20 protein-coding genes are annotated in these 21,455 nt (G+C 61.4%); 17 read left to right on the top strand and 3 right to left on the bottom strand.

Annotated features, from left to right (window positions below):
• The first annotated feature begins 28 nt into the window (after positions 1 to 28).
• Together QD409_RS31720 and QD409_RS31715 are read left to right on the top strand one after the other, a co-directional pair.
• Positions 29 to 1,906 carry a DNA polymerase III subunit gamma/tau gene (locus tag QD409_RS31720; protein WP_092856192.1) on the top strand — a complete coding sequence of 626 codons (1,878 nt, stop codon included), beginning with the start codon at positions 29 to 31 and terminating at the stop codon, positions 1,904 to 1,906.
• Between the two features lie 109 nt (positions 1,907 to 2,015).
• Positions 2,016 to 2,339, top strand: coding sequence for a YbaB/EbfC family nucleoid-associated protein (locus QD409_RS31715; RefSeq protein ID WP_047635820.1), 324 nt, complete (start codon positions 2,016 to 2,018; stop codon positions 2,337 to 2,339).
• A gap of 18 nt (positions 2,340 to 2,357) precedes the next feature.
• Here QD409_RS31715 and QD409_RS31710 read toward each other — a convergent pair whose 3' ends face one another.
• A complete protein-coding gene (locus QD409_RS31710; protein ID WP_092856190.1) occupies positions 2,358 to 2,834 on the bottom strand; it encodes an Lrp/AsnC family transcriptional regulator in 477 nt (158 codons plus the stop codon).
• 114 nt (positions 2,835 to 2,948) lie between these two features.
• On the opposite strand from QD409_RS31710, the gene QD409_RS31705 reads away from it, so the two are divergent.
• The 5 genes from QD409_RS31705 to QD409_RS31685 all read left to right on the top strand — a co-directional run bounded on the left by QD409_RS31705 (position 2,949) and on the right by QD409_RS31685 (position 6,943).
• Complete coding sequence (locus QD409_RS31705) at positions 2,949 to 3,485, top strand: RBBP9/YdeN family alpha/beta hydrolase (protein WP_092856188.1); 537 nt, start codon at positions 2,949 to 2,951, stop codon at positions 3,483 to 3,485.
• A gap of 96 nt (positions 3,486 to 3,581) precedes the next feature.
• The gene (locus tag QD409_RS31700) at positions 3,582 to 4,193 is read left to right on the top strand and encodes a LysE family translocator (protein WP_092856186.1); all 612 of its coding nucleotides are present in this window, start codon (positions 3,582 to 3,584) and stop codon (positions 4,191 to 4,193) included.
• Positions 4,194 to 4,333: 140 nt separating this feature from the next.
• Positions 4,334 to 4,939 (top strand): recombination mediator RecR, encoded by a 606-nt coding sequence (gene recR, locus QD409_RS31695; protein WP_092856184.1) that lies wholly within the window; start codon positions 4,334 to 4,336, stop codon positions 4,937 to 4,939.
• 17 nt (positions 4,940 to 4,956) lie between these two features.
• Entirely contained in the window at positions 4,957 to 6,417 is a 1,461-nt protein-coding gene (locus QD409_RS31690) for a lytic murein transglycosylase (protein ID WP_430764649.1), read from the top strand.
• Positions 6,418 to 6,673: 256 nt separating this feature from the next.
• A complete protein-coding gene (locus QD409_RS31685; protein WP_092856203.1) occupies positions 6,674 to 6,943 on the top strand; it encodes an antibiotic biosynthesis monooxygenase in 270 nt (89 codons plus the stop codon).
• A 102-nt stretch (positions 6,944 to 7,045) separates the two neighbouring features.
• Here QD409_RS31685 and QD409_RS31680 read toward each other — a convergent pair whose 3' ends face one another.
• Positions 7,046 to 7,237 carry a DUF6494 family protein gene (locus QD409_RS31680; RefSeq protein ID WP_037155250.1) on the bottom strand — a complete coding sequence of 64 codons (192 nt, stop codon included), beginning with the start codon at positions 7,235 to 7,237 and terminating at the stop codon, positions 7,046 to 7,048.
• Positions 7,238 to 7,635: 398 nt separating this feature from the next.
• On the opposite strand from QD409_RS31680, the gene rimP reads away from it, so the two are divergent.
• From rimP to QD409_RS31630, 10 genes are all read left to right on the top strand, one after another.
• Positions 7,636 to 8,244, top strand: coding sequence for a ribosome maturation factor RimP (gene rimP, locus QD409_RS31675; RefSeq protein WP_092856180.1), 609 nt, complete (start codon positions 7,636 to 7,638; stop codon positions 8,242 to 8,244).
• A gap of 62 nt (positions 8,245 to 8,306) precedes the next feature.
• Complete coding sequence (nusA, locus tag QD409_RS31670; protein WP_430764648.1) at positions 8,307 to 9,911, top strand: transcription termination factor NusA; 1,605 nt, start codon at positions 8,307 to 8,309, stop codon at positions 9,909 to 9,911.
• Complete coding sequence (locus tag QD409_RS31665) at positions 9,908 to 10,600, top strand: RNA-binding protein (RefSeq protein ID WP_430764647.1); 693 nt, start codon at positions 9,908 to 9,910, stop codon at positions 10,598 to 10,600. The genes nusA and QD409_RS31665 overlap by 4 nt, the downstream gene beginning before the upstream one ends.
• Before the next feature lie 101 nt (positions 10,601 to 10,701).
• Positions 10,702 to 13,428: a translation initiation factor IF-2 gene (infB, locus tag QD409_RS31660; protein WP_430764646.1), complete on the top strand. Its 2,727-nt coding sequence runs from the start codon at positions 10,702 to 10,704 to the stop codon at positions 13,426 to 13,428.
• 89 nt (positions 13,429 to 13,517) lie between these two features.
• Positions 13,518 to 14,126, top strand: coding sequence for a hypothetical protein (locus tag QD409_RS31655; protein WP_430764645.1), 609 nt, complete (start codon positions 13,518 to 13,520; stop codon positions 14,124 to 14,126).
• A gap of 68 nt (positions 14,127 to 14,194) precedes the next feature.
• Complete coding sequence (gene rbfA, locus QD409_RS31650; protein WP_092856170.1) at positions 14,195 to 14,602, top strand: 30S ribosome-binding factor RbfA; 408 nt, start codon at positions 14,195 to 14,197, stop codon at positions 14,600 to 14,602.
• A gap of 12 nt (positions 14,603 to 14,614) precedes the next feature.
• Positions 14,615 to 15,547 carry a tRNA pseudouridine(55) synthase TruB gene (gene truB / locus QD409_RS31645; RefSeq protein ID WP_092856168.1) on the top strand — a complete coding sequence of 311 codons (933 nt, stop codon included), beginning with the start codon at positions 14,615 to 14,617 and terminating at the stop codon, positions 15,545 to 15,547.
• Between the two features lie 170 nt (positions 15,548 to 15,717).
• Positions 15,718 to 15,987, top strand: a complete 270-nt coding sequence (gene rpsO / locus QD409_RS31640; RefSeq protein ID WP_047635766.1) for a 30S ribosomal protein S15 — start codon at positions 15,718 to 15,720, stop codon at positions 15,985 to 15,987.
• A gap of 325 nt (positions 15,988 to 16,312) precedes the next feature.
• Positions 16,313 to 18,451 carry a polyribonucleotide nucleotidyltransferase gene (gene pnp / locus QD409_RS31635; protein WP_163991762.1) on the top strand — a complete coding sequence of 713 codons (2,139 nt, stop codon included), beginning with the start codon at positions 16,313 to 16,315 and terminating at the stop codon, positions 18,449 to 18,451.
• 117 nt (positions 18,452 to 18,568) lie between these two features.
• Positions 18,569 to 19,585: a class I SAM-dependent methyltransferase gene (locus QD409_RS31630; RefSeq protein WP_430764644.1), complete on the top strand. Its 1,017-nt coding sequence runs from the start codon at positions 18,569 to 18,571 to the stop codon at positions 19,583 to 19,585.
• 148 nt (positions 19,586 to 19,733) lie between these two features.
• Here QD409_RS31630 and QD409_RS31625 read toward each other — a convergent pair whose 3' ends face one another.
• Entirely contained in the window at positions 19,734 to 20,954 is a 1,221-nt protein-coding gene (locus tag QD409_RS31625) for an acyltransferase family protein (protein WP_430764643.1), read from the bottom strand.
• Positions 20,955 to 21,455 lie beyond the last annotated feature (501 nt).

The raw sequence follows: 21,455 nt of genomic DNA, 5'->3' as shown, positions 1-21,455 counted from the left end.
CGGCTTTCACCGGGCAATAAGCAAGGCGATGAGCGACAGCGAGCGACAAGCAAAAGATGCCGCCTCGACCGGCACCGGTTACAGGGTGCTGGCCCGCAAATACAGGCCCAAGGACTTCACGGACCTGATGGTCGGCCAGGAGCCGATGGTTCGAACGCTGACCAACGCATTCGAGACCGGGCGAATTGCGCAGGCCTATATGCTGACCGGCGTGCGCGGCGTCGGCAAGACGACGACGGCCCGCATCCTTGCGCGCGGCCTCAACTACAAGACATCAGTGATCGATCGCCCCACCATCGATCTGCGCGAACCCGGCGAACATTGCCAGGCGATCATGGAAGGCCGGCATGTCGACGTCATCGAGATGGACGCCGCCTCGCACACCGGTATCGACGATATCCGGGAGATCATCGAGCAGGTGCGCTACCGGCCGGTCTCGGCCCGCTACAAGGTCTATATCATCGACGAAGTGCACATGCTGTCGACGGCTGCCTTCAACGGGTTGCTGAAGACGCTGGAAGAGCCGCCGGAGCATGTGAAGTTCATTTTCGCCACGACGGAAATCCGCAAGGTGCCGATCACGGTGCTGTCGCGCTGCCAGCGCTTCGACCTGCGCCGGATCAGCGCTTCCGATCTCGTCGGGCTGTTCACCACCATCGCCGGCAAGGAAGGCATCGAAGCCGAGCCGGAAGCGCTCGCCATGATCGCCCGTGCCGCCGAGGGCTCGGCGCGCGACGGCCTGTCGCTGCTCGACCAGGCGATCGCCCATGGCAGCGGCTTCGTTGCTGCGGAAGCAGTACGTGCGATGCTCGGTCTTGCCGACCGCGCCCGCATCGTCGATCTCTTCGGCCACATCGTCAAAGGCGATGTTTCGGCAGCGCTTGCCGAATTCAACAGCCAGTATGAAGCCGGCGCCAATCCTGTTGTCGTGCTGACCGATCTTGCCGATTTCACCCACCTCGTGACCCGCCTCAAATATGTGCCCGATGCCGCCGACGATCCGTCGCTGAGCGAAGTCGAGCGCACGAAAGCAATGGAATTCGCCCAGGGCGTGGCGGTGACGGCGCTGTCGCGCATCTGGCAGATGCTGCTCAAGGGCATTGCCGAGACGGAAAATGCCTCGCGCACCGCAGGCGCTGCCGAAATGGTGCTGATCCGGCTGGCACATGCCGCCCACCTGCCGGCGCCGGAAGATGCGGCACGCAGGCTGGCGGAGTTTTCCGATGGCAATGGCGGCTCCCGCCCATCACCCTCTGCGCCCATGGGCAACGGCGGCGGAGCAGCGGTTTCCTATCAGGGCAACGCCATTGCACGAGCCGTCGAAACGCCGGCGCCGCGACCCGCACCTTCAGCACCGGTCGCCATGTTACGCGCCGTGCCGAACACACAGCCGTATTCGCAACCCGTCGGCCGCATCGAGCAGAAGCCCGCCGAAGCGCCGAAGCCGCTCGTGCCGATCAATTCAATGGCCGATATTGCCGAACTCGCCAGCCAGAAGCGCGATCCGAAGCTGAAGGCGCTGGTCCGCGCCTTCGTACGCCCAGTCAAGCTGGAGCCGGGCCGGCTCGATGTCAGCCTGACCTCAGGAGCTCCCGGCACGCTGCTGAACGAACTTGCCGTCAAGCTGAAGGAATGGACCGGCATTCACTGGATCGTCAGCCTCAGCCGCGAAGAAGGCGAACCGACGCTGGTGGAGGCCGAGGCCAACGCACAGAAACAGCGGGTCGCCGATGCCCGGCAGGACCCCGATGTTGCGGCGATCCTCGCTCAATTTCCTGGCGCAAAGATCATCGACGTGCGGGTGCGGGCACCCGAGACGGACGACGAAGAGGAAGCCGCCGTTTCGCCGGCGGCCGCGGAATCCGTCGATGGCGATATCCTGCCGGGCGACGATATAGAATTCTAAGGCTAAGATAGACGGCAGCGGAACCGCATCGGCTTGACGCCGGCGGCGACCATGGCGGCATATCTCGGCCGAATAGGAACAGACACTTGCAGAAGAGGGACTAATGACGATGCGCGACATCATGGGCATGATGGGCAAAGTGAAAGAAATGCAGGCGAAGATGGAGAAGATGCAGTCGGAGATCGCCGACATTCGCGTCGAAGGCAAGGCCGGCGGCGGCCTCGTCACCGTCACCGTCAACGGCAAGGGCCTGATGCTGGGCCTCAAGATCGATCCGTCGCTCTTCAAGGAAGACGATGTCGAAATCCTCGAAGACCTGATCGTGGCCGCCAACAAGGATGCCCAGGAAAAGGCCGAGGCGATCGCCGCCGAAAAGACCCGCGAACTGACCGCCGGTCTGCCGATCCCGCCCGGCTTCAAGCTGCCGTTCTGAGGCTAACGTCCCATTCGATCAGCGGGCGGCCGCCTTGCGAATGAGATCGCGGCCGATCGCCTTTACAGGTTCGTTTCGCAGCACCAGCGACGTCGTTACCGCGCCGTGACGAGCAATGGAATCGACAATCGTTTCAAGGTCGGCGGGTGTCGGCACGAGAACCTTGAGCAGAAAGCAATCCTCGCCCGTGAGCCTGAGAACCTCGATGATCTCGGGCATTTCGGAAAACTGCTTCAGGTAGGGCCTGATGTGCTCATGCGTGGTGCGCAGCCGGATGACCGCCATCATGCCGAGCCCGACCGCGGCGGGATCGATGACCGCGCGATATCCGGCAATCACGCCGCGCTCTTCCAGCCGCTTCAACCGTTCCGACGCCGCCGGCTGCGAAAGACCGACGCGCCGGCCGAGCTCCGAAACCGAAATTCGTCCATCCTGCTGCAGGATCTCGATGATCGATAGATCCGTCGGATCCAGCCCTTTTTCGATACTATCCATCTCTTTGCCTTCAATTCATCGGTAGGTGAACGTTTTATCCGATGGATTGCAATGTCAACCAATCAGTCGGCATGCCAGTTTCGCTCCATAAGGAAATATGGAGAAAGGATAAGGATGAGCGACATCATCGTGCTTCCGGGGCTTGGCGGTTCGGGCGAAGGTCACTGGCAAACATTGTGGGAGCGTCAGGACCCAGGCATGCGACGGTTCCAGCCGTCGAGCTGGGACAAGCCGGAACTGACGGATTGGATCGCCGCGCTTGAGCGGGAAATTGCCCGCTCGCAAACGACGCCGATCCTGATTGCCCATAGCCTCGCCTGCCAGCTCATCGCCCATTGGGCGCCCATAAGGAAAACGGCGATCCTAGGCGCTTTCCTGGTGGCCCCTCCCGACCCCACAGGTGAGGTCTATCTTGCCGAAGCCGGCAGCTTCGCCCAGCCACCGCGGCGGCAGCTGCCCTTTCCATCATTGCTCGTCGCCAGCACCGACGACCCTTTCGGCTCGTTCGACCATGCGCGCGATAGCGCCGAAATCTGGGGGAGCGCCTTTGTCGATGTCGGGCCGCGCGGTCATATCAATGCGGCATCGAGACTGGAGGACTGGCTGGAAGGCAAGGCAATCTTCGAGCGCTTTCGAGCGCAACTCGGCTGAGCGCAAAAGCTGGCATTTGGAAAAGCCGAGCCGGAATGCTATCTCTCAACCTCTTCTTCCAGATATCGTCTGGCCTGCCTGATCGGAGGAAATGCGATGAGCCTGTCGACGCTGCTTGTTTTTGCCGGTGCTTTGTTCATTGCGGCGGGATCGCCCGGGCCGAATATTGCCGCGCTGGTGGCGCGCGTGCTGACCAAGGGCGCGCGCAACGTGCTGCCTTTCCTGACCGCCATGTGGCTTGGCGAGGCGATCTGGCTGACCTTTGCCGTTGCCGGCCTTGCGACCATCGCCGAAACCTTCCACCTCGCCTTCGTCATGATCAAATGGCTGGGCGTCGCTTACCTGCTCTATCTCGCCTGGAAGATGTGGTTTGCAGCCTCCGATACGACGAAGGAAGAACTGCCGGACGCGCAATCGCCTGCCCGGCTGTTCCTCGCCGGCTTCACGGTGACCATGGGCAATCCGAAGATCATGGTGTTCTATGTGGCGCTGCTGCCCTCGATCATCGATCTGCATGCCGTCACATTGTCCGGCTGGGCCGAACTGGTGGCAACGATGTTTGCGGTTCTTGTCGTCATCGACCTCTCCTGGGCGATGCTTGCAGCCAAGGCGAGAGCCTTCCTCAAGAGCCGCCGCGCCGTGCGCATTGCCAATCGCGCCAGCGCCGGCACCATGGCAGGCGCGGCGGTCGCAATCGCTCTGCGTTAGACGCGGGAATTTCGGCTCCATCCCGGAACACGACGCCGGCCTCACAAAGATAGCATGCGATTGGAAACGGCCAGAATTTTCATCGCTCGACCGACCCTTCCGTGATTCCGTTCTCTCAGCATTTGGGCTAAAAGCCTCCCATGGCAAAGCGAGTCACCGGCCCCGAAATCGAAAAACTCATCCAGCTTCTGGCGAAGGTGCCGGGGCTCGGGCCACGCTCGGCGCGGCGGGCGGCGCTGCATCTGATCAAAAAGAAGGATCAGCTTCTCGGGCCGCTATCCCACGCCATGGGCGAAGCCTATGACAAGGTGAAGATCTGCTCGCGCTGCGGCAATGTCGATACCGTCGACCCCTGTACCGTCTGTACCGATGATCGCCGCGATCAATCCGTCATCATCGTCGTCGAAGATGTCTCCGATCTCTGGGCTCTGGAGCGCGCTGCCGCGATGAACGCTGCCTACCATGTTCTCGGCGGCGTATTGTCGCCGCTCGACGGCGTCGGTCCCGACGACCTCAACATTCGCGGCCTGATAGCCCGCGTCGGCGAAGGCGGCGTCCGCGAGATCATCATCGCCGTCAACGCGACGGTCGAAGGGCAAACCACAGCACACTATATAACCGATCAGCTCGCGGGCCTTGAGGTCAAGATTACCCGCCTTGCCCATGGGGTACCTGTTGGCGGCGAGCTCGATTATCTCGACGAAGGCACGCTGACGGCGGCGCTCAGGGCGAGAACGACGATTTGAGACGGAGAGGACTGAGTATGAGGAGAGTGCATACCCCCCTCTGTCACTACGTGACATCTCCCCCACAAGGGGGGAGATTGGTTGTCCGGAGCACGGACTTGCCTCAAATCAATATCGCACCCGCAGACACTGAGGTGGATTGCTTGGAAAAAAGGGTCAGCAAACTCCCAACAATCTCCCCCCTAGTGGGGGAGATGTCGCGACAGCGACAGAGGGGGGTATCGACGGCTCCGCGCGCGCGAAACCTACTTTCCCTGCTGTGCATCCTTCTCCTCGCCCTCCTCCCCCTGCCCGCGCTCGCGGCCTCGAAAGCCGATGTCGAAGCGCAGTTTCAGGCCTGGATACAGAAGGATCTCTGGCCAGAAGCGCGAAAGGCCGGGATTTCCGAAAAGACCTTCAAGGCTGCTTTCGCCGGCGTGACGCTGAACTGGGATCTGCCGGATCTCGTGCCGCCGGGTTTTCCGAAACCCAAGGAACAAAAGCAGACCCAGGCCGAATTCTCCTCTCCTGCCCCCTATTTCAACGAGGGACGGCTGCAAAAGCTGGCTGCAACCGGGCGGGGCCTAGCCTCGCAATATGGGCCGGTGCTACAGCGGATCGAGAAGACCTATGGCGTTCCAGGACCGATCCTGCTGGCCATTTGGGGTCGCGAGACTGGCTTCGGCATCGCCAAGCTGCCGAATTCGGCGATCCAGGTGCTGGCGACCAAAGCCTTCATGTCTACCCGCAAGGACATGTTCCGCACCGAGATCATCGCAGCGCTGCGCATTCTCGAACATGGCGACGTCACGCCGGATCAGTTCCGGGGTTCCTGGGCCGGCGCCCTTGGCCAGCCGCAGTTCATGCCGACCAACTATCTGAAATATGCCGTTGATTTCGATGGCGACGGCCACCGCAATATCTGGACGTCCGTGCCGGATACGCTGGCATCCATAGCCAACTATATGGTTCAGAAGGGCTGGCAGCGCGGCCGAAGCTGGGGCTATGAAGTCACCATTCCGCAGAATGTCTCCTGCGCCCAGGAGGGGCCAGATCTTGCCAAGCCGATCTCGCAATGGGCGTCGCTTGGGATCACGCGGGTTGCCGGCAAGGCATTTCCGTCCGACGAGATGCCGGCCAGCGGCATGATGCTGGTGCCGGCCGGCCGCGACGGGCCGGAATTTATCGTCACGCCGAATTTCTATGTCATCAAGGAATACAACAATTCCGACCTTTACGGCCTCTATATCGGTAACCTGGCCGACCGCATCGCTTATGGCGGCGGCGCCTTCCAGGGCCAATGGGGCGATGTCGGCAAGATGCTGCGCTCCGACGTCGCCGGCATGCAGGTGACCCTGGAGCACAAGGGATACGATGTCGGCGGCACAGACGGATTGCCGGGCTATAAGACCCGACGGTCGATCGGCCAATGGCAAGAAAAGAGCGGCCGCAAGCCCACCTGCTATCCCGACAGCTCGATGCTCGGCGTGCTGAAATAGGCGGAATTTAGCGGCAGATGCTGCCAGTGGCGGCTTTCGGGCGCTTCCCGGAAGTAGTGTGCTTCTTCGCTCCCGTCCCACGCCGACCGGGCTGAAAGAACTGGCCTGACCCAGACGCAAGGTCGCTCTGTCCGCATTCGGCAAGCGAATAGCCCCAAGTACAAACAGCCAGATATTCCCCAAGCGCGAACGTCATTTCAGTGGTACCTTAACGACGGGATGTCCCAACGTGAAAATGCAAACGCGGGAGGATGAGATGACGACGCTGTTTGTGAGGCACGATGTTTCGGACTACGCGGCCTGGCGTAAAGTATACGATGAGTTTCGGCCCGTACAGAAGGCAAACGGGGTTGCGGCAGAGGCGGTCTATCAGGCCACCGACAATCCCAACGACGTTACCGTCACCCATGAGTTTGCCACGATTGAAGCAGCTCAAGCCTTCGGCAAGCTGGAAGAGCTAAAAGCGGCGATGCGCAAGGGAGGCGTGTTGGGCACACCGACGGTGTGGTTCACCAACAAGGCCTAAAAACCGGTTAAGATGACTTTCGCGGCACGCGGCGCGGCTGACGTAGGCACCGTTGCGTTGCTTTGGTCGCATCAGAAGATGCCGCTTGGTCACTTCGCCTGCTTACGGAAGTTCGATTTCGCCGTCCACGACGTGGTTGAGGCCGGTGCCTTCCGCCGTCAGCGTCATGCGGACCTTCAGCTTTTTGCCTCCGGTCCGCCCTTCGCGCACCGTCTCCTCTATCTTTCGCTGCGAGGTCACGCCGACTTCCTTCAGGAACTTGCGGATTGACATGTTGAAGGCGTCTTCGCTCATGGTGGAATCCTCCGCATCCGGACGGGATTGTAAGGGAAGGCAAGCGGTGAGGGAAGTTGTTTGGGACGCACGGTGCCACAATTCGACCCGAGCCAGGAGATCGACTGGTTCCGCAGGCATGCTAAGGAATGCGCGGTTCGTCCTCGGCGTCATGTAGAACTTCCATGGTGAGCCACCAGCACCTCGCGCGCTGGCTTCGGAAGATGTGGCGGCATTTGCCGCAGAATTCCGCAAATAACCGCCAAAGCCGGGTTTCAGTGCGAAGACCTTGCAATTTGACGGGAACGGGCTTATATCGGCTTCAAATTCTTGATCGTGTGATGAAGAGTGGGCCGCAAGGACCCGCTCTTTTTTATTAGCGCGATCTGCCAATGCATGAACAATGCAGGAGTGAATGCTTGTCGGACGTGACAAACGCAGACAATACCAATGAACCGCGGCTGATCGTCGAAACCGGCCTTGATCAGCGTGTTGCCGCCATCATCGAGCCCGTGCTCGTGGGCATGGGCTTCCGCCTCGTGCGTGTGCGCCTCTTGAACCTGAACGGCCTGACGCTACAGGTCATGACCGAACGCAACGACGGCACCATGACCGTCGAGGACTGCGAAGAGGTCTCCACGGCCATTTCGCCGGTTCTGGATGTGGAAGATCCGATCGACAAGGCGTATCATCTGGAAGTATCGTCGCCGGGCATCGATCGCCCGATGGTGCGCAAGTCGGACTTCCAGCGCTGGATCGGCCATCTCGTCAAATGCGAAACATCGATCCTCGTTGACAACCGCAAGCGTTTCCGCGGCAAGATCGTCGCTGTCGATGCCGATGGTTTCACGATTGAGCGCGACGAGGCTACCCGCGGCGAGGAGCAGAACGTAACCATTCCGTTCAGCACCTTGGCCGAAGCCAAGCTGATCCTGACGGACGATCTCATCCGCGATGCGTTGCGCGCCGACAAGCTGGCGAAAGCCGAGGCAGCGAACCAGAACGAAGCGGAAGACGAAGAAGAATAACCGATCAACGAACCGCCTAACGGAACGGGAACCCAAGGGCAGGAAGACGGAGACTAAAGACAATGGCAGTCAGTGCGAACCGGCTAGAACTCCTGCAGATCGCAGATGCAGTGGCGCGCGAAAAGGTCATCGACCGCGAGATCGTGCTTGCCGCAATGGCGGACGCGATCCAGAAGGCCGCGCGCTCGCGTTACGGCACGGAGTCGAACATCCGCGCCGACATCAATCCGAAGACCGGCGAAATCCGTCTGCAGCGCCTGCTCGAAGTCGTCGAGAAGGCCGAAGACTACTCCACGCAGATCCCGCTGGAACTGGCACGCGACCGCAACCCGGACGCCGCTCTTGGCGATTTCATCGCCGACCCGCTGCCGCCGATGGATTTCGGCCGTATTGCCGCCCAGTCGGCCAAGCAGGTCATCGTGCAGAAGGTGCGCGAAGCCGAGCGTGACCGTCAGTTCGACGAATTCAAGGATCGCGTCGGCGAAATCGTCAACGGCACGGTCAAGCGCGTCGAATACGGCAACGTCATCGTCGACCTCGGCCGCGGCGAAGGCATCATCCGCCGCGACGAGATGATCCCGCGCGAGAACTTCCGCTATGGCGACCGCGTTCGCGCCTATGTTTACGACGTCCGCCGCGAACAGCGCGGCCCGCAGATCTTCCTGTCGCGCACGCATCCGCAGTTCATGGTCAAGCTCTTCACCATGGAAGTGCCCGAAATCTACGACGGCATCATCCAGGTGAAATCGGTTGCCCGCGATCCGGGCTCTCGCGCCAAGATCGCCGTCATTTCGAACGACTCGTCGATCGATCCGGTCGGTGCCTGCGTCGGTATGCGCGGTTCGCGCGTCCAGGCCGTCGTCGGCGAACTGCAGGGCGAAAAGATCGACATCATCCCCTGGTCGAACGAGCCGGCGAACTTCGTCGTCAACGCGCTGCAGCCGGCCGAAGTCGCCAAGGTCGTTCTCGACGAAGATGCAGAGCGTATCGAAGTCGTGGTTCCGGATGAGCAGCTGTCGCTCGCCATTGGCCGCCGCGGTCAGAACGTCCGCCTCGCTTCGCAGCTGACCGGCTGGGATATCGACATCATGACGGAAGCCGAGGAATCGGAACGCCGTCAGAAGGAATTCAACGAGCGCACCAACCTGTTCATGGACGCGCTCGACGTCGACGAAATGGTCGGCCAGGTTCTGGCCTCCGAAGGCTTTGCCGCCGTCGAGGAGCTGGCTTACGTCGATCTCGATGAAATTGCTTCCATCGACGGCTTCGACGAAGATACCGCCCAGGAAATCCAGACCCGCGCCCGCGAATATCTCGAGAAGCTCGAAGCCGAGATGGACGAGAAGCGCAAGGCGCTCGGTGTTTCGGACGAGCTGCGCCAGATCAACGGCATGACCGCCCAGATGATGGTCGCGCTTGGCGAAGACGGCATCAAGACGATCGAGGACTTCGCCGGCTGTGCCGCTGACGACCTCGTCGGCTGGAGCGAACGCAAGAACGGCGAGACGAAGAAATTCGAAGGCCTGTTCTCCAAGCTCGAAATCTCGCGCGTCGAAGCAGAACAGATGGTCGTGCAGGCTCGCCTGCTCGCCGGCTGGATCACCGAGGCCGATCTCGTCGCTGAGACCGAAGAGGTCGCGGAGGACGAAACCGAGCAACAAGCATGACGATCACCGAGGGGCCTGGCGCACCGCCCGAGGACGATGATCTCGGCGGTGACGACGCAAATGGCCGCATGTGCATCGTGACACGCGAAAGCGGATCGCCTGACGATTTGATCCGCTTCGTCGCCGCTCCAGACGGGACCGTTGTTCCCGATCTGAAGCGGCAACTGCCGGGACGCGGCTGCTGGGTCAAGCTCGACCGGGCGCAGGTGGACAAGGCAGTGGCAAAGAAACTGTTTTCTCGCGCCCTGAAAGCCGAGGTGACGGCACCGGCCGATCTTGGTGCCATCGTCGACCGTCTTCTCGTGGCGCAACTGGCCGGGATGATGCACATGGCGCGCAAAGCGGGCCGGTTCGTCAGCGGTTCGTCGAAGGTTGATGGCGCCGTTCGCAACGGCTCGGCACTTGCCGTGTTCCATGCGATCGTCGCTGCAGACGACGGCGTCCGCAAGATCGACCAGGCACGAAAGGCCTGGCATCTCGGTATGGAAACCGAAAAGGAAATACCTTCCTTCCGTGTCTTTACGGAAGCGGAGATGGAAGAACTGATGGGCCAGAACGCTTTTATCCATGCCGCAGCGCTTGCAGGGCAGGCGGGTGAGGGTGTAGTGAAGCGCGCAAACCTGCTCGAACGGTACCGCAACGGCGGTCAGTCCCGGGCAACGGGCGGCGCTGGCCGGCGAAAACAATGACGCGGTCACCGGCCTATGCCGGACGCCTCATTAAGGTACATGCATTGAACGACAGGGCCTGACGGACTACTCCGAGCCCTGTCCGAAGGAACGGGAACGGAATGACCGACAATCAAGACGACAAGACGCTGAATGTTTCAGGTAAGAAGACTCTCACCCTGAAACCATCAGGCGTAAACCAGGGCACCGTGCGCCAGGACATGGGCCGCGGTCGCACCAAGGCGGTCGTGGTTGAAACCCGCAAGCGCCGCCCGCTGCGCCCTGAAGACGAAAAGCCGATCGCAGCTTCGACGACGGCGGCTGCAGCAACGCCATCGGTGACGCGCGTCGCTGAACCGACGCCACAGCCGCCGCGTCCGCCGCAGCCAGCGCCGCGCATTCATCAGCCTGGTGGCCAGCAGCAGCGATCGGGACAGCCCAACCAGGGCTACCAGCAGCGTCCGCAGCAGGAACGCACGTCGCGGCCGGTGGTTCTGAACCATTTGTCCGCCGATGAAATGGACGCGCGCCGTCGCGCACTCGCCGATGCCCAGGCCCGCGACGCCGCGGATGCCGTTCGTCGCGCCGAGGAAGAAGCACGTCGCAAGCAGGAAGAAGAAGTACGTCGCATCGCCGAGCAGGCTGAAGCCGCGCGCCGCGCCGCCGAAGAGGCTGTCCGCGCTGCCGAAGCCAAGGTCGCGACTCCCGCGCCGGTGGAAGCTCCGAAGCCAGCAGTTCAGGCGGCAGCGGCTCCTGTCGTTGCGCGTCGTCCGGATGCGGCTCCGCAGCCCGCGCGTCCCGGCGCTCCTGCCGGCGAGGCGCCGGCCAACCGCCGTCGGGTCAATGAAGAAGAGACCGATCGTGGCCCGCCGCGCGGTGCCCCGGCACGTGGCAAGGTCACACGCCCCGAGCCGGCTAAGCCTGTCACCACGCGCCCAAAAACCGACGACGAGCGCCGTCGCGGCAAGTTGACGGTAACGACAGCGAATGTCGACGAGGACGGCTCCGCCCGCGGACGCTCACTTTCGGCCATGCGTCGCCGCCAGGAAAAATTCCGCCGCAGCCAGATGCAGGAAACGCGCGAAAAGATCTCGCGAGAAGTCGTTCTGCCTGAAACCATCACCATTCAGGAACTGTCGCAGCGCATGTCCGAACGCGCCGTCGACGTCATCAAGTTCCTGATGAAGGAGGGTCAGATGATGAAGCCGGGCGACGTGATCGACGCCGATCTGGCCGAACTCATCGCCAGCGAATTCGGCCATACGGTCAAGCGCGTTTCGGAATCCGACGTCGAACAGGGCATCTTCAACGTTGCCGACGAGGAAGGCGAACTGGTTTCCCGTCCGCCCGTCGTCACCATCATGGGTCACGTCGACCACGGCAAGACCTCGCTGCTCGACGCCATTCGCCATGCCAACGTGGTGGCCGGCGAAGCCGGTGGCATCACGCAGCATATCGGTGCCTATCAGGTCGAGCAGAACGGTCAGAAGATCACCTTCATCGACACCCCCGGCCACGCCGCCTTCACGGCGATGCGTGCCCGCGGCGCCCAGGCGACCGACATCGCGATCCTGGTCGTTGCAGCCGACGACAGCGTGATGCCGCAGACGATCGAATCGATCAACCACGCCAAGGCGGCGGGTGTTCCGATCATCGTTGCCATCAACAAGATCGACAAGCACGAAGCCAACCCGCAGAAGGTCCGCACGGAACTGCTGCAGCACGAAGTCTTCGTCGAATCCATGGGCGGTGAAGTGCTCGACGTGGAAGTCTCCGCGAAGAACCGCACCAACCTCGACAAGCTGCTCGAAGCCATCCTGCTGCAGGCGGAAATCCTTGACCTCAAGGCCAATCCGAACCGCACAGCGGAAGGCACCGTCATCGAAGCCCAGCTCGACCGCGGTCGTGGCGCCGTCGCCACCGTCCTCGTTCAGAAGGGCACGTTGCGTCCCGGTCAGATCGTCGTTGCCGGCGATCAGTGGGGCCGTGTGCGCGCGCTGATCAACGACAAGGGTGAGCATGTGAAGGAAGCGACGCCGGCCACGCCGGTTGAGGTTCTCGGTCTTTCGGGCACGCCGGCGGCAGGCGACAAGTTCGCCGTCGTCGAAAACGAGAGCCGCGCTCGCGAGATTTCCGAATATCGTCAGCGTCTGGCCCGTGACAAGGCCGCTGCCCGCCAGTCCGGCCAGCGCGGTTCGCTCGAACAGATGATGACCCAGCTGCAGACCGTTGGCGTGAAGGAATTCCCGCTGGTGGTCAAGGGCGACGTGCAGGGCTCGATCGAAGCCATTGCCGGCGCGCTCGACAAGCTCGGCACCGACGAAGTCCGTGCCCGCATCGTCCATTCGGGCGCAGGCGGTATCACAGAGTCGGACATTTCGCTTGCCGAAGCCTCGAACGCAGCGATCATCGGCTTCAACGTTCGCGCCAATGCTCAGGCCCGCCAGTTCGCAGAGCGCGAAGGCATCGAAATCCGCTACTACAACATCATCTACGACCTGGTGGATGACGTGAAGGCAGCGATGTCGGGCCTCCTCTCTCCGGAGCGTCGCGAAACCTTCCTCGGCAACGCCGAAATCCTCGAGGTGTTCAACATCACGAAGGTCGGCAAGGTCGCGGGTTGCCGCGTCACCGAAGGCAAGGTCGAGCGTGGCGTCGGTGTCCGCCTGGTTCGCGACAACGTCGTCATCCACGAAGGCAAGCTCAAGACGCTCAAGCGCTTCAAGGACGAAGTGTCGGAAGTCAATGTCGGCCAGGAATGCGGCATGGCCTTCGAAAACTACGAAGATATTCGTGCCGGCGACACGATCGAATGCTTCCGCGTCGAGCATATTACGCGCACGCTGTAAGCAATCCTTCGATTTGCGAGATATCAAAACCGCCGGCCAAAACCGGCGGTTTTTTCTTGGGTCCAACCGAACGAGGATGAGCAGCGGGCATGACGACAGGGTCTGAAGACGATCAATCCATCACCCTCTCCTTCGTTCGTCAGCCGGATGAACATGTCGCCATCATGCGGCAGGCAGGACGACGCTTTGCGCTTCGCCGCCCCTCGAACGCCCAGAACGCCACGGCATGGTTCGTATTGTCGGCAATCGGCGTCGGCGCAGGCCTGCCGGTCCTTTTCCATTTGCTGCGAGGCTACGTCTTCATTCCCGTTTTCGGGTTGTCGTCCTCGATCCACGAGGCCGACATGGCGATCATCTGGCTCGTGCCGACCCTGATCGTCTATGTACTCATCCTCGTCTATTCCAACTGGGCGGCGCGGAGACGACTGGCGACAATGCAATCGCGCATCCGCCCGGATGCCACCATCGCCGTGACAGCCAACGCGGACGGTGCCTCCTGGATCTCAACCAACACAACGATATGGCTCGGCTGGCGCGAGATCGCCGATATCTCCAGGCGAAACGGGCGGATCGAATTCGATCTCGAATCCTTCGTCACCTATATTCCGGCATCCGCTTTCTCCAATCAGGGGGAGCAGGATGCCGCATTCGCAAGGATTCTCGGCTTCTGGCGGGCCGCACACCCTGTCCAGCCTTGACCTTTTCGCCGGATCGAGTCATGTGACCCTCTTTATTGCGTCCACGGGGCGCTGCTAACGGAAAAACCATGACCAAACCAACTTCTTCCGCGCCTTCGCAGCGCATGCTTCGCGTCGGCGAGCAGGTGCGCTCCGCGATCACGCAGGTTCTGCAGCGCGGCGAAGTGCGCGACGACCTGATCGAGCGCACGGTGATCTCCATTTCCGAGGTGCGCATGTCGCCGGATCTGAAGATCGCAACCGCCTTCGTGACCCCGCTCGGCGTCGCCGACCACGGCGCTGTCATCGAGGCGCTGAACCGCCATGCGAAATACATACGCGGCCGTCTCGGCCCGCAGCTCCGGCAGATGAAATATATGCCGGAAGTCCGCTTCCGCGACGATACGAGCTTCGACAACTACCAGAAGATCGACGCATTGCTGCGCTCGCCCGAGGTCAGCCGCGACCTTGAAGACGACAACGACCAAGATCAATAACAGAGACAGAGAATGTCCAAGCCACGCAAGCCCAAGGGCCGCCCGATCTCGGGCTGGCTCATCCTCGACAAGCCGGTCGATTTCGGCTCGACGGAAGCCGTTTCCAAGATCAAGTGGCTGTTCAAGGCCCAGAAGGCCGGCCATGCCGGTACGCTTGATCCGCTCGCCTCCGGCATGCTGCCGATCGCGCTCGGCGACGCCACCAAGACGGTTCCCTACGTCATGGACGGCCGCAAGATCTACGAATTCACCGTGACCTGGGGTGAAGAACGCGCTTCCGACGACCTTGAAGGCGCTGTGACCGCCACCTCCGACAAGCGTCCGGGCGAAGAGGACATCCGCACGCTGTTGCCGAAATATACCGGCGTCATCCAGCAGGTTCCGCCGCAGTTCTCCGCCATCAAGATCGCCGGCGAGCGCGCCTATGACCTTGCCCGCGAAGGCGAGACGGTCGACATCCCTTCGCGTGAAGTCGAGATCTTCCGCCTGACCCTACTGGCCTGCCCGGATGCCAACACGGCGCATTTCGAGGTGGAATGCGGCAAGGGCACCTACGTGCGGGCGCTTGCTCGCGATTTCGGCCGCGAGCTCGGCTGCTACGGCTATATTTCCGGCCTGCGCCGCAGCTTCGTCGCACCCTTTGCCGAAGAGACGATGATTCCGCTTGCCGATCTGGTAGCGCTGGAAGAGATCGAGGATGCCGACGAGCGGCTCGCCGCTCTCGACGCGCTGCTGATCGACACGGCCGAGGCCCTGTCGTCGCTGCCGCATCTCGTCATCAACGACGATCAGGCGCACCGTCTGAAGATGGGCAACCCCATCCTCGTGCGCGGCCGCGATGCGCCGATCGCCGAAACCGAGGCCTATGCCACCGCGCGCGGCAAGCTGATCGCCATCGGCGAGATCGGCCAGGGCGAATTCCGCCCCAAGCGCGTCTTCGTCTAGGCGCTACGGCCCCTGCAAAAGGGGGGAGGAATCGCAGCTCTTCCCTTTGCACTGCAAATGGTCTATAGGCAGCGCCAGCATCAGGCGTGCCTGATTGCATTCGCGGCCAATGCTGGACGACATCCCGGCGTTTGGCGACTTTAATTTCCTCTCATAGAAAGGACTATCCGATGTCGATCACTGCTGAGCGCAAGGCTGCGCTGATCAAGGAATACGCTACCGTTGAAGGCGACACCGGTTCTCCGGAAGTCCAGGTTGCGATCCTGACCGAGCGCATCAACAACCTCACGGACCACTTCAAGGACCACAAGAAGGACAACCACTCCCGTCGTGGCCTTCTGACGATGGTTTCCAGCCGGCGCTCGCTTCTTGACTATCTCAAGAAGAAGGACGAAGGCCGTTATACCAAGCTGATCACCAGCCTCGGTATTCGCCGCTAATAGAATTTCCGGCGGGCGTTCACCTGAACGTCCGCCGGATGCTTATGAAGGGTATGAACCCTTGAGACCAGCTTCCCTCGCGCCCTGTGTCTGCGCGATGCGAAGCTGCCGGCAGCCCGGATGGGCCGGCGCTGCCAACAACAACCGTTGACCTGTCATGGGGCAGGATTGCCGGATGCTTTCAGCCGAAGCTCCACGCTTCGGCCGATTTTCGAAAGCCTCTCGTTGTCTTGCCCGTGATGCGTCACATTTCGTGGGGTTGAAGATGCGCTTTGCCGAAATCGTCGGCGACGGCGCCTTTTCCCGCACAATGTAAGGACAAGATATGTTCGATATCCATACCGTCGAAATCGAGTGGGCAGGTCGCCCGCTGAAGCTCGAAACCGGCAAGATCGCCCGTCAGGCTGACGGCGCCGTCGTCGCCACCTACGGCGAGACCGTGGTTCTTGCCACCGTCGTTTCCGCCAAGTCGCCGAAGCCGGGCCAGGATTTCTTCCCGCTCACCGTCAACTACCAGGAAAAGACCTATGCAGCCGGCAAGATCCCTGGCGGCTACTTCAAGCGCGAAGGACGTCCGAGCGAAAACGAAACCCTCGTTTCCCGCCTGATCGACCGCCCGATCCGCCCGCTTTTCCCGGAAGGCTACAAGAACGACACGCAGGTCGTCGTCACGGTCATCCAGCATGACCTGGAAAACAATCCCGACATCCTGTCGATGGTTGCCACGTCCGCAGCGCTCACGCTGTCAGGCGTTCCGTTCATGGGCCCGGTCGGCGGCGCTCGCGTCGGCTACATCAACGGCGAATACGTGCTCAACCCGCATCTCGACGAGATGGACGAATCGAGCCTCGACCTCGTCGTTGCCGGCACGCAGGACGCCGTTCTGATGGTCGAGTCGGAAGCCAAGGAACTGCCCGAGGACGTCATGCTCGGCGCCGTCATGTTCGGTCACCGCGGCTTCCAGCCGGTTATCGACGCGATCATCAAGCTCGCTGAAGTCGCTGCCAAGGAACCGCGCGATTTCACGCCGGAAGATTATTCCGAACTCGAAGCCGAGATGCTTGGCATCGCCGAAGCCGAACTGCGCACCGCCTACAAGAACACCCAGAAGGCTGAACGTTACGCTGCCGTCGACGCCGTCAAGGCCAAGGTCAAGGCACACTTCTTGCCGGAAGGCGTTGAGCCGAAGTATTCGGCCGAAGTCATCGGCGCCGTCTTCAAGCACCTGCAGGCCAAGATCGTTCGCTGGAACATCCTCGACACCTCGAGCCGCATCGACGGCCGCGATCTGTCGACCGTTCGCCCGATCGTCTCGGAAGTCGGCCTTCTGCCGCGCACGCACGGTTCGGCGCTGTTTACCCGCGGTGAAACGCAGGCAATCGTCGTCGCCACGCTGGGCACCGGCGAAGACGAACAGTACGTCGACAGCCTGACGGGCATGTACAAGGAGCGCTTCCTGCTCCATTACAACTTCCCTCCCTACTCGGTTGGCGAAACCGGCCGAATGGGTTCCCCGGGTCGTCGCGAAATCGGTCACGGCAAGCTCGCATGGCGCGCTATCCGCCCGATGCTGCCGACGGCTGAACAGTTCCCCTACACGCTGCGCGTTGTCTCCGAGATCACCGAGTCGAACGGCTCGTCCTCGATGGCAACGGTTTGCGGCACCTCGCTCGCTCTGATGGACGCCGGCGTTCCGCTGGCCAAGCCGGTTGCCGGCATCGCCATGGGTCTGATCCTGGAAGGCGATCGCTTCGCCGTTCTCTCCGACATCCTCGGTGACGAAGACCACCTCGGCGACATGGACTTCAAGGTCGCCGGCACTGCCGACGGCATCACCTCGCTGCAGATGGACATCAAGATCGCCGGCATCACCGAAGAGATCATGAAGGTCGCTCTCGGCCAGGCACAGGGCGGTCGCACGCACATCCTCGGCGAAATGTCCAAGGCAATCACCGAAAGCCGTGGCCAGCTCGGCGAATTCGCACCGCGCATCGAAGTCATGAACATCCCGGTCGACAAGATCCGCGAAGTCATCGGCTCCGGCGGCAAGGTCATTCGCGAAATCGTCGAAAAGACCGGCGCCAAGATCAACATCGAAGACGACGGCACCGTCAAGATCGCCTCGTCCTCCGGCAAGGAAATCGAAGCGGCCCGCAAGTGGATCCACTCGATCGTCGCCGAGCCGGAAGTCGGCCAGATCTACGAAGGTACGGTTGTCAAGACCGCCGACTTCGGCGCCTTCGTCAACTTCTTCGGCGCTCGTGACGGCCTCGTCCATATCTCGCAGCTCGCTTCCGAGCGCGTGGCAAAGACGCAGGACGTCGTCAAGGAAGGCGATAAGGTCTGGGTCAAGCTGCTCGGCTTCGACGAACGCGGCAAGGTTCGCCTGTCCATGAAGGTCGTCGATCAGGCCACCGGCCAGGAAATCGCCGCCGACAAGAAGAAGGATGACGCGGCCGAATAAGCTGCGTCTTCATTCAGGTTCCGGGGCGCGGGATTCGTTTCCGCGCCCCTTTTATATTATCGCTGTCGGCTTCATCCGACGACCGAAGCCAGTTAGTTTGCCACGAGATCACGCCCCATGAGCCGCGACGCCCTGAAGACCCTGTTTCATCCCTTTACCTCCGGCACCGTTGACGCGCCCGGCGAGGGCGAGCGGATCCTGTTTCTCGGCGCCGAGGCCGGCTTTGCACTGCCGGGCGACTTTGCAGCAGAGCTTTCCGCCGTTCAGGGCTTCCGCCCCTTCTATCGCCAACTGCAGGCGCAACGGATCAACGTGACGCCGGAGATCGAGGGCGAGGGCTATGACGGCGCGCTGGTGCTTTGCGGCAAGCATAAAGGCGAGAATGAAAGTCATATCGCCGAAGCGCTGTCGCGGGTGAAGGAAGGTGGCCTCATCGTCATCGCCGGCGGCAAGGAAGACGGCATCCAGCCGCTGCGCAAACGTCTCGAAGGTTTCGGCCTTGAGGTCGAGCACATGCCGAAATATCACGGCGTTGCCCTGTGGCTCACGCGCCCTGCCAACGTCGACGCATTCACCGCGCAGCTCGCAAAGCCGGCAACGCACGTCGAGGGCCGCTTCACCACGGCGCCCGGCATGTTCTCTTACGACCGGATCGACGCCGGCTCGGAGCTGCTCGCCTCGCGTTTGCCGACCGACTTTGCCGGCGATGCGGCCGACTTCGGCGCCGGCTGGGGCTATCTCTCCGTCGAGCTCGCGACCAAATCGCCGAGGATCGAGCGTATCGACCTCTACGAGGCCCATTACGGCGCTTTGGAAGCTGCCCGCGCCAATCTGCTGGCAAACTGCCCGAAGGTCGCCCAGCGCTTCTTCTGGCACGATCTGGCGAGCGAGCCGGTCAAGGACAAGTACGACCTGATCGTCATGAACCCGCCTTTCCATGAAGGCCACGCCGCCGAGCCTTCGCTTGGCCAGGCGATGATCAAGACGGCCGCTTCGGCCCTGCGTGGCGGCGGTCGCCTGATGCTGGTCGCCAATCGCGGCCTGCCTTACGAGCCGGTATTGGCTGAAAACTTCAAAGAGCATGGCGAGACCTGCCGCAATGCTCGCTTCAAGGTGCTCTGGGCGAGGAAGTAAGTCAGAAAGGCGGCCACGGGCCGCCTTTTCTTTGATGGACTGGATCTAGAGCCTTTCCGCTTTTCTTCGAGTCGCGAAAACGCTCTATCTTCTTGCTTTCTTACGCATTCCGGACGGAAAACCGATGCGCACTTTTCCCGGAAATACTCTAGCCGGCTCGATGCGAGCGCGGCATCAGATGATCCCGCAGCATCAGGAAGTTTCTCTCGACGAGAAACCAGAGCGTCGCCGCTACGATGAAGCAGGTGGCGAGGTAGATGACGAAGCCTGAAAGCCCCTGAAGATTGTCCTTGCCGAACACCATCTGGTCGAGATGGTAGACGCCCTTGTGGGTCAGATAGAGGCTGTAGGAGAGCGTTGCGATCCCTGATATGGCCGGAAGGTGCCAGCGCCCGATCCTGGGCTGCAGATCCACCAATGCGCCGAGAAAGAAGGCCACTCCCGCCGAGAAGAGCGGAAAGCCGAAAACCGCGCCTGGAAGAGGTTGAAACACGAGCGGCAAATTGGTTTCGGCAAATGGCCCGCGGATGGAAAAAATCACGAGCGCTGCGATGACGGACATGCTGCCGATGCCGAGCGCGATATATGGCGGCATGTATCTTTCCCACAGCAATGGCTTGAACAGCCGGATCGCCGCCAGAACGACGCCGAAGGTCAGCCCGTCCAGCCGATTGTAAGTCGGATAGTAGACATCCCTGAGATAGGTGGCGAGCGCTTCCCTATAGGCCTGTATTTCGACAGCCGGGCCGACTTGGCTCAGCCAGAGCGCAAACCGCTGCCCCATGCCAGCAATTACGATTGTCGCGACCAGAGAGGCGACGAAGACCACCGTCGCGCGCCGCCTCAGCAAGACGACGAGAACCGGCAGGAGAAGATAGAAATGCTCCTCGACGCTCAGCGACCAGGCCTCGGTGAACGTGCCTCCCAAACGAGGATCGAGCCCGAAATTGACCGTGAAGGTAAAGAACCGCCAAGCCGGCTGCATCGTCGGCGCGTCGCGCAGAGACGGGACGAGCGCATAGAAGGCAAGCACGAGCAGAAAGGCCGGCAATATGCGGAACGCCCGGCGCAGATAGAAGGCTTTGAAGTCGATGGCGCGGCGGCGCGCGGCTTCTGCCATCAGCTGACTTCCGATGAGATAGCCGCTGAGCACGAAAAAGATATCGACGCCGATCCAGCCATAGGGCCTGATGCCGGCCAAAGGCAGCGGCGTCGCCTCCACCGGCAGATGCACGAGCATGACGAGCAGGATGGCGAGCGCGCGCAATATATCCGGCCCCAACGCCCTCGTGGTGGCAGCGGTTTCGAGCGATGTCGTCTCATCCAATGGATCGAGCGGCTTGGGGCTGGCAACAGTTATGGTGTTCACGGCTGGGGTTCCCGTAAATGGTCAATGAACGCCGATGGACATGCAGGAAATACTGTTGAATGCGTGCCTTGTATCGGGATTCCAGCCGGTCGTAACGGGCCATCCCCGGCAAGATAGAATTAACCTAAAATTTTCGTAAAATCTTATCGAATGGAGGTTAACGCGCCCGATTCGGCGCCTCTGACGACAGTTCGTCTTCCAGGGTGTTCCGGGCCAAGGAAGTAGAGCCGCCTTCGGCGCTCCACCCATACGTGAGACCCCATGTCCTTGGCCGGCAGGGTGGCTCGTCTCGCATTATGTTCAGAACGAGGGTTAGCTGCAGAGCCAGAGCCTCAAACATAGGAGACGAGCCGTGGTCGATGATATCGCACTTTACGTTGGTTTGGATGTGAGTAAGGAAAAAATCGCGATCGGTCTGGCGGAAGCAGGCCGCAAAGGCGAGGTTCGCTATTACGGCGAAATCGCCAACCGTGCCGATGCAGTGCGCAAATTTGTCGACAA

The sequence above is a fragment of the Rhizobium sp. BR 315 genome (assembly GCF_050577975.1).
GTDB classification, from domain to species: Bacteria; Pseudomonadota; Alphaproteobacteria; order Rhizobiales; family Rhizobiaceae; genus Rhizobium; species Rhizobium miluonense.
Note: the sequence above shows the minus strand (reverse complement) of the source record. Positions and strands in the feature narration are given on the sequence as shown.